General features: G+C 68.6%; 2 protein-coding genes. Both read right to left on the reverse strand.

Annotated features, from left to right (window positions below; all coding sequences use genetic code 11):
* Positions 1–5: 5 nt before the first annotated feature.
* Entirely contained in the window at positions 6–9,143 is a 9,138-nt protein-coding gene (locus tag KSS95_RS17405) for a non-ribosomal peptide synthetase (protein WP_225935522.1), read from the reverse strand.
* Positions 9,144–9,156: 13 nt separating this feature from the next.
* Positions 9,157–12,546: a non-ribosomal peptide synthetase gene (locus tag KSS95_RS17410; RefSeq protein ID WP_367616926.1), complete on the reverse strand. Its 3,390-nt coding sequence runs from the start codon at positions 12,544–12,546 to the stop codon at positions 9,157–9,159.
* Positions 12,547–12,555: the final 9 nt, after the last annotated feature.

The raw sequence follows: 12,555 nt of genomic DNA on the forward strand, positions 1-12,555 counted from the left end.
CCGAATCAGCCAAGCCGCTCCAGGCAATGGGCGATGATGGTCTCCAGCTCGCGCTGGTAGTCGTCCATCAAGCGGCGGATGGTTTCGCGACGATAGCGCCGGGTACTGAACACACACCGCAGCGCCAAACGGCCGTCATAGACCTGGCCGACGATTTCCAACCAGTTGCCCAGCGGCGCCGTGAGGCTGTAGCAGGCACCGACGCTTTCTTCTGCCGGGACCAGCAAGGCGCTGTCGTCGAAGCTCTGGTCGAACTGCCCCAGGTAGTTGAAGGTGACCCGCGCCTGCGCCTGCTCGGCCAGGCGCCGACGCACGTCGGCAGCGCCCAGGTAGCGCAGCACCCCATAACCCAGGCCCTTGTCCGGCACCTGCGCCAGCTGTTGCTGGGTGCCCAGCAAGCTGGCGCCGATGTCGTCGGCCTCGCCAGGAACCAGGCGCACCGGGTACATGCTGGTGAACCAGCCCAGCGAGCGGCTCAGGTCGAGCTGTTCGAACAGGTCTTCGCGGCCATGCCCCTCCAGCTGAACCAGCGCCGCCGACTGGCCGCTCCAGCGGCACAGCGCGCGGCTCAAGGCCGTCAGCAGCACGTCGTTGATCTGCGTGCGGTAGGCGGCCGGCACCTGGGTGAGCAACTGCGTGGTGCGCGCCGCGTCCAGCTCCAGGCGCTCCACCGCGTGGTGCCCGACCAGGTTCTTGCCGCGTGGGTTGTCACAGGGGAACGGTTGCGCGTCCGGCTGCAGCTGCGCCAACCAGTAGGCCAGTTGCTGGGCCTGCAAGCGCGGCGCTTCGCCGGCCAGGCGGGTGGCCCAGGCCTGGTAGCTGCTGGTGCGGATCGGCAACGCGATGGGCTGGCCCTGACTGCTGGCCTGGTAGGCCTGCTGCAGGTCCTGCAAGAGGATGCGCCAGGACACGGTGTCGATCACCAGGTGGTGAATGATCAGCAGCAGGCGTTGCTCGCCGTCCAGGCGGATATCCACCGCCCGCAAGAGCGGACCACGCTCCAGGTCGAGGCTGCGCTGCAGCGTTTCGGTCAACGCCTCCAGCGCCTGGGCGTCGGCCACCTCGGCGTGCTCCAGCAGCGGGCCCGGCTCAGGGCTGGCGTAGTACTGCTGCCAGCGCTCGCCGTCACGGGCGAAACGCAGGCGCAAGGCATCGTGCTGCGCCAGCACCGCCACCAGGGCCTGCTCCAGCGCCTGGCTGTCCAGCGGTTCACGCGCCTTGAGCATCAAGGCCTGGTTGAAATGGTGCGGCTCGCTCATGCCCTGGGCGAACATCCATTCCTGGATCGGGATCAGGTTGAAGCGCCCTTCGGCCGCCAGGTGGGTCTGGTCGGCCTCTACCTCGGCACTGAACACCTGCTGGTCGAACAACCCGGCGATGGTCTGCCAGCGCATCAGGTCGCGCAGTTTCAGGTTCAACGCCAGCTGCGGGTGGTTACGTACCCGCGAGATCACCTGCAAGCTGAGGATCGAGTCGCCACCGAGCTCGAAGAAGTTGTCGCCGATACCGACCTGCTCCACCTGCAGCACCTCGGCCCAGATCTGCGCCAGCAGGCGCTCCTGTTCGTTACGCGGCGCCTGGTACGCGGCCTGGCTGAAATCGGGCTCGGGCAAGGCCTTGCGGTCGAGCTTGCCGTTCAGGGAAATCGGCAGGCGTTGGAGGCAGATCACCTGGGCAGGCACCATGTAGTCAGGCAGGGCCTGGCGCAACGCCGCCTGCAACGCCTGCCCGCGGTCCTCGCCGGCCGGCGTCACCACATAGGCGATCAAGCGCTTGCCCGTGCCGTTGTCATGGGCCACCACCAGCGCATCGCTGACCCCGGGCTGCTGGCGCAGGCTGGCCTCGATCTCGCCAAGCTCGATGCGGAAACCGCGGATCTTGACCTGGTGATCGATACGCCCGACATAGTCCACCACGCCATCGCGGCGCAGGCGCACCAGGTCGCCGCTGCGGTACACCCGGGCACCGCCGCCAGCCGGGTCCGGCACGAAGCGTTCGGCGGTCAGGCCAGGCCGCCCGTGGTAGCCGCGGGCGACCCCCTGGCCACCGATGTACAGTTCGCCGGCAAAGCCCCACGGCAGTGGGTTGAGCTGTTCATCGAGGATCTGCAGCGAACGGTTGCCCACCGCCGTGCCGATCGGCGCGTAGGCGGCCTCGCAGGTCTGCCTCGCCGGCACCTTCCACAGCAACGGCGTGACCACCGTTTCGGTAGGGCCGTAGCCATTGGTGAAGCACTCAGGCCGCAACGCCGCCTTGACCAGTTCGAAGGTCTGCTCCGGCACGGCGTCGCCGCCGAAGCAGTAGATTTTCACCGGTGCCGGCTCGCGGCCGCTGCGCTGGGCGAACTCGGCCACCTGCTTGAGGTAGGCCGGCGGGAAGCAGGCGATGCTGATGCGTTCGCGGTGCAGGGCCTCGAAGGTCTGCTCGGGGGTCCACAGTTCGGCATCGCGGACCACCAGGGTGCCGCCGCTGACCAGCACGCTCAGCCAGCGCTCGTGGGCACCATCGAAGGCAAACGACATGAAGTGCAGTTCGCGGGTACTGGCGTCCATTTCATAACGTTCGACGATCGCCTGGCAATGCATGCTCAACGGACCGTGGGCTACCGCCACGCCCTTGGGCCGCCCGGTCGAGCCGGAGGTGTAGATCAGGTAGGCCAGGCTGTGCGCATGCAGCGCAGGCGCCGGCCAGGGCGCCTGCGCCGCGTCCAGATCCAGGCGGTCCAGCTCCAGCCACGGCAGTGCCGCCGGCAACGCCAGCCGTTCGCGCAGGCCACTGTCGCCGAGCAACAAGGCCATGCCCGAGTCCTCGACCATGTAGGCCAGGCGCTCTGGCGGATAGTCGATGTCCAGCGGCACATAGGCGGCGCCACACTTGAACACCGCCAGCAGCGCCACGACCATCTGCGTCGAGCGCTCCAGGGCCACGCCGACCACCCGCTCGGGGCCGACGCCCTGGGCGACCAGTTGCCGCGCCAAGGCATCACTGCGCCGTTGCAGGCTGGCGTAGTCCAAGGTCTGCCCGGCGCATGCCACGGCCATGGCCTGTGGGTTGCGTCGCGCCTGCTCGGCAATCAGCTCGACCACCGACGCCGCACGCCAGGCCCGGGCCGGGTCCGCGCCCCAGGCCTGCAGGGCTTGCTGTTGCGCGGCATCCAGCCACTGCAGGTTGCCCAGGGCGACGGTCGGCTGCGCGAGCATGCGCTCGAGCAGGTGCTCCATGGTCTGGCGAATCCCCTCCACCGCCGCCTCGCTGAAGGCGCTGCGCAGGTGCAGGTACTCGATCGACAGGCAGTCGTTCAGGTGCACCGCCAGGTCCATCGGCACGTTGGTCACATCGTGGTTGCTCGAGGCACCAAAGCGCAGGCCGGTATCGCGGGCCGTGCCCAGGCGCTCGTCGATCGGGTAGTTCTCGAACACGATGATGCTGTCGAACAGCGCCTGCCCAGACATGCCCGACCAGCGCTGGATGTCGGCCAGCGGTGCGTGCGCCTGGTCGCGCATGTCCAGGTTGTAGGCCTGCAGCTCACGCAGCCAGGCGTCCAGCGGTTGCTCGGCGACGAAGGTGTGGATCACCGGCAAGGTATTGATGAACAGCCCCATCAAGGTGTCGGCATTGGCCAGGCTTTCCGGCCGCCCGGCCACCGTGGCGCCGAACGCCACCGTGTCCTGCCGGGTGTAGCGCTGCAACAGCAGCAGCCAGGCGCCCTGGATCAGGGTGTTGGGGGTAATCCGCAAGCTGCGGCAGACCTGCTGCAGGTGCTGGGTGCGCTGGGCGTCCCAGCGGGTGTACAGCGCACGGTGACCGCGCTCGTCGCTGTGATGCCGCGGGTGCACCGCCTGGCTCAGCGAGGTCGCTTCGGCCAGTGGTTGCAGGCGGGCCTTCCAGGCGCGCTCCAGCTCACCGCGATCCTGTTGCTGCTGCCAGGCGATGAAGTCGCAAAAGCGCCCGCTCGGTGCCGGCACGCTGTCGCCGGCATAGTGCTGCAGCACTTCGCCCAGCAATCGCGAATTGCTCCAGCCATCCATCAGGATATGGTGGCTGGTCCAGATCATGTGGTACTGGTCTTCGTCGCTGCGCACCAGGCGCAAACGCAGCAGTGGCGCACAGGCCAGGTCAAAGCCCTGCTCGCGGGCCTCGAGCGCGCTCGCGGCAATCCGCGCCTCGTCGACCTGGCTGCCACGCCAGTCGAGGACCTCCAGCGCCAGCTCGACCTGGCGATGCACCACCTGCATCGGTTCGCCGCGCCGTTGCGGCCAGTGGAAACTGGTGCGCAACGCCTCGTGCCGGTCCAGCGCCGCCTGCCAGGCCTGACGCAGGCGCTGCACGTCCAGGCCCTGCACCGGCAACACCACCTGGTTGATGTAGAGCGCCGCGTCGTTGTCCTCCAGGGTGTGCAACAACATGCCTTGCTGCATCGGCGACAGCGGGTAGATGTCCTCGATGGCGCCTGGCGCCATCGGCAGTGCGTCCAACCAGGCCTGGGTTTGCCGGGCCAGCGGGAAGTCCGACGGCGTCACGCCCTGGCGCCCTGGCGCACAGCAGTGCTCGATCAGGTGCTCGAGGGCCGCCATGTAGGCTTGCACCAGGCGCTCGATGGTGGCGGGTTCGAACATCGCGGTGCTGAATGTCCAGCCCAGCGTCAGCGCGCCTTCGAACACCTGGCCATTGACGCTCAGCCAGTTGCCCAGCGGCCCGTCCAGGCTGCGTTCCAGGCCCCGGGCCTCGCGTGCCGGGGTGAACAGGGCATCCGCGCGGCTGAAGCTGCCATCGAACTGCCCCAGGTAGTTGAACGTGACCCTTGGCGTGGCCAGGCCGGCCAACGCCGCGCGGCTGGCAGCGTCCCCCAGGTAGCGCAGCAGCCCGTGGCCGATGCCCTTGGCCGGTACCGCCCGCAGGTGCTCCTTGATGCCCTTGACGGTCGCGCCCAGGTCCGCCTGCGCTTGCAGGCGCAGCGGGTAGAGGCTGGTGAACCAGCCGACGGTACGGGTCAGGTCGATGTCGTCGAACAGCTCCTCGCGGCCATGCCCTTCCAGTTGCACCAGGCAATGGTCGGCGCCTGTCCAGTCCTGCAGCACCCGCGCCAGGGCGCTGAGCAGCAGGTCGTTGATCTGTGTGCGATAGGCGGCGGGCGCCTGCTGCAGCAAGCGCCGGGTCGCCTCCGGGCTGAGCCGGCCATGCAGCGTGACGGCTTCGCGGCTGCGGGCGATATCTACCTGGTGGTCACGCGGCAAGCTGCCGTCGGCCCCCTGCACCTGCGCCTGCCAGAACCCCAGCTCGTCGCGTGCCGCCTCGCTGCGCGCGTAGCTGGCCAGGCGTTCGGCCCAGTCCTTGACCGAGCTGCCGCGAGCGCCGAGGCTCACCGCCAGGCCTTGCTGGCATTGACCGTAGGCTGTTTGCAGATCGTCGAACAGGATCCGCCAGGACACCCCGTCCACGGCCAGGTGGTGGATCACCAGCAGCAGGCGCTGGCTGCCATCGGCGAGGTTTGCCAACAGGGCCCGCAGCAACTGCCCGCGCGCCGGATCGAGGCTGCCCTGGGCCTGGTCGCAGGCCGCCGTGAGGGCGGCCTCGTCCGCTACCTCGACACGCCACAGCAAAGGCTGCTGCTGCCACTGCGCGCGCAGCCTGTCCAGGTCGATGAAGCGTGCCTGGCCAGCGTCGAACGCGGCGCGCAGCACATCATGCTGGGCCACCAGCGCTTGCAGCGCCTGCTCCAGCAGGTCGCCGTCGAGCCGCTGGCGGCCTTGCAGCAGCACCGACTGGTTCCAGCGATGCGCCTCGGGAATGGCGCTGTCGAAAAACACCTGGTGAATCGGCAGCAATGGCGCCTGGCCATCGACTGGCGCCCGATGCCCCTGCGCCGCGCGCTCCTCGCGGCGCGCCACACTGGCCAGACGCTGCACGGTCTGGTGCTGGAACAGCGCCTTGGGGGTGAACACGATGCCCTGCTGGCGCGCCCGGGTGACCAACTGGATGGAGACGATGGAGTCACCGCCCAGCTCGAAGAAGTTGTCGTTGATGCCGACCTGGGCCACCTTGAGCACGTCGCGCCACAGGTCGGCGAGCGCTTGCTCCAGGGCGTTGCGCGGCGCCACGTAGGCCTGGCTGGCCTCAAGCGCAGGTGCCGGCAGCGCACGGCGGTCGAGCTTGCCATTGGGGCTCAGCGGCAGCGCCGCAAGGAACACCAGCTGGTTGGGCACCATGTAGTCGGGCAGCACCGCCAGCAACTGCTCGCGCAGGGCTTCGCGCAGCTGGGCCTGGGCCTCGCCGGGCGCCAGCGCCGAGCTGGCGGCCGGTACCAGGTAGGCGACCAGTTGCTGGCCATTGGCGCTGGGCATGGCCAGCACCGCGGCCTCGACCACGCTGTCCAGCTCCAGCAGGCGCGCCTCGATCTCGCCCAGCTCGATGCGCAGGCCGCGGATCTTCACCTGGTGGTCGATGCGGCCGTTGTACTCGATCACGCCATCGGCGCGCTGGCGTGCCAGGTCGCCGGTTCGGTACAGGCGCTCGCCGGCCAGGAACGGGCTGACCACGAAGCGCTCGGCGGTGAGCCCAGGGCGGCGATGATAGCCTCGCGCCAGGCCGATTCCGCCCAGATAGAGCTCGCCGCTCACCCCCACTGGAACCGGCTCGAGTTCATCGTCCAGCACATAGGTGGCCAGGTTGGCGATCGGCTGGCCAATCGGCACGCTGTCGCGACCTTCCTCGCGGCAGGTCCAATGGGTGACGTCGATGGCGGCCTCGGTCGGGCCATAGAGGTTGTACAGGCGCGCCCCTGGCAGTTTGCCGAACACCCCGTGCTGGGCATCCACCTGCAGCGCCTCGCCACTGCAGACGATGCGCTTGATCGAGGTACAGCTGGCCACCTGCGGGTCGAGCAGAAACACCTGCAGCATCGAGGGTACGAAGTGCAGCGTGGTCACCGCCTCGCGGTTGATCAGGGCGATCAGGCGCGCCGGGTCCTTGTGTTCGCCGGGCGCTGCCAGCACCAGGCTGGCGCCGGTCATCAGCGGCCAGAAGAACTCCCACACCGACACGTCGAAGCTGAACGGGGTCTTTTGCAGCACCCGGTCGTGCGCCCCTAGCGCATAGGCCTGCTGCATCCAGCACAGCCGGTTGCTCAGCGCCCGGTGCCGGTTGCCGGCCCCCTTGGGCTTGCCGGTGGAACCCGAGGTGTAGATCACATAGGCGAGGTTTTCCGGGTGCCCCTGCCAGCTCGGCGCGTGCGCCGGCCAGGCGTCCACCGCGTCGTCGAGCAACAGCTGGCGCACCTGGCCCAGCTCGGGCAGGCGCGCGACCAGGTGGGCCTGGGTCAGCAGCAGCGCGATGCCGCTGTCCTCGAGCATGTAGGCCTGGCGGTCCTGGGGGTAGTCCGGATCGATCGGCACATAGGCACCGCCGGCCTTCAGCACTGCCAGCAAACCGACCACCAGCACCAGGCTGCGCTCGGCGGCGACGCCGACCAGCACCTCGGGGCCGACCCCCTGCTCGATCAGGCGATGCGCCCAACGGTTGGCCAAGGCATCGAGCTGGCCATAGCTCATGCGCTGCCCTTGGCAAACCAGCGCGGTGGCCTCCGGCGTGGCGCGCGCCTGCGCCTCGAACAGCTGGTGCACACCTTGCTCCAGCGGGTAGTCGGTCGCCGTGCGGTTCCACTCGACCAGCTGGCAGGCGCGCTCGTCGGCCCCCAGCAAGGGGATCTGCGCCAAGGGGCGCTGCGGTTCGGCCAGCACCGCTTGCAACAGGCCAATCCAGTGCGCGCCCATGCGTTCGACCGTGGCGCGATCGAACAAGTCGAGGGCGAAGGTCAGGCCAGCCGACAGTTCATCGCCACTTTCGTGGGTGTCGAGCATCAGGTCGAACTGCGAGGTGCCCTTGTTCCAGCGCAGCGGCTCGATCCGCAGGGCCTGGCCCTCGACCTGCAGCGCGCGCTGCGCCGGGCCGTCGCTCTGGTGGTTGAACATCACCTGGAACAGCGGGTTGTGGCTCAGGCTGCGCTCCGGGCGCAGCGCCTCGACCAGTTGTTCGAACGGCAGGTCCTGGTGGGTCTGGGCGTCGAGCACGGTCTGGCGCACCGCCTGGAGCAACGCGTGAAAGCTTTGCCCGGCGGTGAAGCAGGTGCGCATCACCTGGGTGTTGACGAAGAAGCCGATCAGCCCCTCGGTTTCAACCCGGTTGCGGTTGGCCGACGGCACCCCGACGCGGATATCGTCCTGGCCACTGTAGCGTTGCAACAACGCTTGGAAGCTGGCCAGCAACAGCATGAACAGGGTGACGTTTTCCGCCGCGGCCAGGCCCTTGAGGCCACGCACCAGTGCCTGCGGCAGGTGCAGCGCGACACGCTCGCCGCGAAAGCTCTGCACGGGCGGCCTCGGGCGGTCGCCGGGCAGTTCGAGCAGCGGGTGCTGGCTGCCCAGCTGGGCGGTCCAGTAGGCCAGCTGGCGTTCACGCTCGCCGGCCTCCATCCACTGCCGCTGCCACAGGGCATAGTCGGCGTACTGCAGGGTCAGCGGCGCCAGGTCGGCGGCGCGCTGCTGGCAGTCGGCGCCATACAGCTCGATCAGCTCGCGCAGCAGCAACTGCATCGACCAGGCATCGGAAACCATATGGTGCTGGACCAGCACCAGCAGATGCTCGTCAGCGGCCAACCTGAGCAATCGGGTGCGCAGCAACGGGCCCTGCCCCAGGTCGAACACCTGCGCCACCTGCGCCTCGACGAAGGCCCGCAGCGCGGCTTCGCTGCCGGCCTCGGCCTGGCCGCGCCAGTCGAGGCAGGCAAAATCGATGTCCACCTGCTGCTGGATGACCTGCAAGGCCCGTTCGCCTTCCTGCGCGAACGTGGTGCGCAACACCTCGTGGCGGGCATGCAGGGCCTCGAGCGCCCGCCGCAGCGCCGCCGCATCCAGCTCGCCGTGCAGGCGCAGGGCTAGCGGGATGTGGTAGTTGGCGCTGTCAGGCTCCATCTGCCAGAGGAACCACTGGCGCTCCTGTGCGTAGGAGAGCAGCAATGGCTCCTCGGGCTTTCTCCTGAACATCGGCGCGACATTGAACAGGTTGATCCCTTTTTGCTTCAGCAGTATCGCCAAGGCTTTGCGTTCTTTTGCCGAGAGCGCTTCAACGGCCCCGATCAGCTCTTGCACACCCAGATCCTCATTAGGAAATTAGCTTTTCAAGTTCATCTCCTGTTAAACGTTTGAGTGCTTCCAGAGATTTAGCCAATTCATCCTCCACCGGCGCGTGATCGTCCTGCAGGGCTTGTACCACCTCGGCGAACGCCCCCAGCACAGAGGCCTGGAACAGCTCGCGCAGCGGCACCTCCAGGCCCAGTTGCTCACGCACCCGGACCACCACCTGGGTCGCCAGCAGCGAGTGCCCGCCCAGGCCGAAGAAGTCGTCATCCAGCCCGACCCGCTGCACCTGCAGGACCTCCTGCCAGATCGCTGCCAGCTGCTGCTCCAGCGGCGAGGCCGGCGCCAGCCAGGGGCGCTGCGCCTGTTCGGCGTCGAACGCCGGCAAGGCCTTGCGGTCGAGCTTGCCGTTGGCGGTCAGCGGCCATTGCGCGACGAACATCATCCGTCCCGGCACCATGTAGTCCGGCAGGCTCTGCTGCAAGGTACGGCGCAGTTGCTCGAGGCGTTCGCGCTCGGCGCCTGGCGCCACCGGCGCATCAGCCGCGGCGATCAGGTAGGCGCCCAGTTGCGGGCCGCTGGCGCTGTCGAGCACCAGCACCAGCGATTCGCGCACCGTTTCCAGTGCATCCAGGCGCTCCTGGATCTCGCCCAGTTCGATACGGAAACCGCGGATCTTCACTTGATGGTCGATGCGCCCGGTGTACTCGACACTGCCATCGGCGCAGAACCGCGCCAGGTCGCCAGTACGGTACAAACGCTGGCCCGGCGCGCCGAACGGGTCGGGCACGAAGCGGCTGGCGCTGAGCCCACCGCGGTTCAGGTAACCCCGCGCCAGCCCGGCCTGGCCGACATACAACTCACCCACGCAGCCGCGCGGCACCGGGTTGAGCTGGCCGTCGAGCACATACCAGCTCAGGTCGCGGATCGGCAGGCCGATCGGGCTGCCGGGCACCTGCAAGTCCTCACGCGACAGCGGCCGGTAGGTCACGTGCACCGTGGTTTCGGTGATGCCGTACATGTTGACCAGGCGCGGCGAGCGATCGCCGAAACGCTCGAACCAAGGCGCCAGGCTGCGCACCTCCAGCGCTTCGCCACCGAATACCACATGGCGCAGGGCCAGTTCCGGCCGCGTGCGCGCCGGTGCGCAGGCCACCTGCATCAAGGCCTTGAACGCCGAAGGCGTCTGGTTCAATACCGTCACCCGCTCGCGGGCGAGCAACGCCAGGAACGCCTCTGGGTCGCGGCAGGTCTGCTGCGGCACGATCACCAGGCGCCCGCCATGCAGCAGCGCACCGAAGATCTCCCATACCGAGAAGTCGAAGGCGAAGGAGTGGAACAGCGTCCAGCTGTCGCGGTGATCGAAGGCGAACTCATCGGCGGTGGCGGCGAACAGGCGCAGCACGTTGCCATGGGCCAGCAAGGTGCCCTTGGGCCGACCGGTGGAGCCGGAGGTGTAGATCACATAGGCCAGGTTGTCCGCCTGCAGCGCCACCTCAGGGTTGTGCTCGGCGCCACCGGCCAGAGCGTCGATGGCCAAGCTGCGCACGCCGGCAGGCAGCGCCAGGCCCGGCAGCAGGTGGGCCTGGCCGAGCAACAGGGCGATGCCGCTGTCCTCGATCATGTAGGCCAGGCGATCCTGCGGGTAATGCGGGTCGAGCGGTACGTAGGCGGCGCCGGCCTTGAGAATCGCCAGCAAGCCGACCAGCAGGTCCGGATGGCGCTCGCTGACCAGGCCGACCCGGCAATCCAGGCCGACGCCCAGTGCGCGCAACTGGTGGGCCAGACGGTTGGCCCGCAGGTTGAGCTCACGGTAGCTGAGCTGCTGGTCGTCGAGGCTGACCGCGATGGCATCGCCATCGCGGGCCACCTGGGCTTCGAACAGCGCCGGCAGGCTGCCGTGCACCGGGAACGGGGTCGGCTGCGGATTCCACTGGGCGATGCTGGCCTGGCGCTGGGCCGGGGTTTCCAGCGCCAACTCGCCCAGGCGCTGCCGCGGTTCGGCGACAATGGCCCCAAGCAACTGCTCGAAGTGCATCAGCAGGCGTTCGGCCGTGGCCGCCTCGAACAGGTCGGTGGCGTAGTTGAGGTTGACGTGCAACCCGTCCGCGGCCAGCGCGGTGGTCAGGGTCAGGTCGAACTGGGCATCCTGGCTCTCCCAGGCCACCGGCTCGACGCGCAGCCCCAGCTCGGCCTGCCCTGCCCCATCCGCCGCTTCGCTGCGGTGGTTGAACATCACCTGGAACAGCGGGCTGTGGCTCATGCTGCGTTGCGGATGCAATGCCTCGACCAGTTGCTCGAACGGCAAGTCCTGGTGCGCCTGGGCGCCTACCGCGGCCTCGCGCACCTGGGCCAGCAGTTGCACGAACGACTGCTGCGGGTCGACCTCGGCGCGCAGCACCTGGGTGTTGACGAAGAAGCCGATCAGGCGCTCGGTCTCGGGCCGGTTGCGATTGGCCACCGGCACGCCGACGCGAATGTCGCGCTCGCCGCTGTAGCGCGCCAGCAAGGCCTGGAACGCGGCCAGCAGCACCATGAAGGGCGTGGCCTCGTGCTGACGGGCCAGGTCGTGCACGGCCCGCCCCAGATCGGTGGCAAAACGCCGCGCCAGGCGCGCGCCCTGGTAGCTGCGGGTCGCCGGCCGTGGCCGGTCGCTGGGCAAGCTCAGCACCGGCTGCGCCTGGCCCAGGCGCTGCAGCCAGTAGGCCAGTTGCCGCTCGCGCTCGCCGGCCTCCATCCAGTGCCGCTGCCAGATCGCATAGTCGCTGTACTGCACCGCCAACGCCGGCAGTTGCGCCGGCACCTGGCGCACCTCGGCGGCGTACAGGGCCACCAGTTCCTCGACCATCACCTGCATCGAACGGGCATCGGAAACGATATGGTGCTGGGTCAGGACCAGCACGTGGTCATCCTCGGCCAGGCGCAGCAGCTTGACGCGCAGCAGCGGCCCGCGGGCCAGGTCGAACAACTCGCGGGTCTGCTCCTGGATGTAGGCCTTGAGCGCCTGCTCCTCGGTCTGGCCCGGGGCACGGGGCAGGTCCAGCCGATCGAGCAACAGGTTGGCCTGGGCATCGATCACCTGGCAGGTGCCCTCGCTGTCCTGCACCAGGCGGGTGCGCAGCGTCGCGTGACGCTCGGCCAGGCGCGTCAGCGCCTGTTGCAGGGCAGCGGCTTGCAGCGCGCCGCGCAGGCGCAGCGCGGTGGGGATGTGGTAGGCCGCGCTGTGCGGATCGAGCTGCCAGAGGAACCACTGGCGCTCCTGGGCGAAGGACAGCGGCAGGCGCTCGAAGCCGGCGCTCACCGGCGGGATCGGCAGGTTGGCCAGGGTCACGCCTTCGGCCTGCATCTTTTCCAGGTACAGCCGGCGCTTGTCCAGCGGCAGCAGGATCACGCGCTGGGCAATCTTCAATGCCATGTCCCGATC

The sequence above is a fragment of the Pseudomonas muyukensis genome (assembly GCF_019139535.1).
In the GTDB taxonomy this organism is placed as follows: domain Bacteria; phylum Pseudomonadota; class Gammaproteobacteria; order Pseudomonadales; family Pseudomonadaceae; genus Aquipseudomonas; species Aquipseudomonas muyukensis.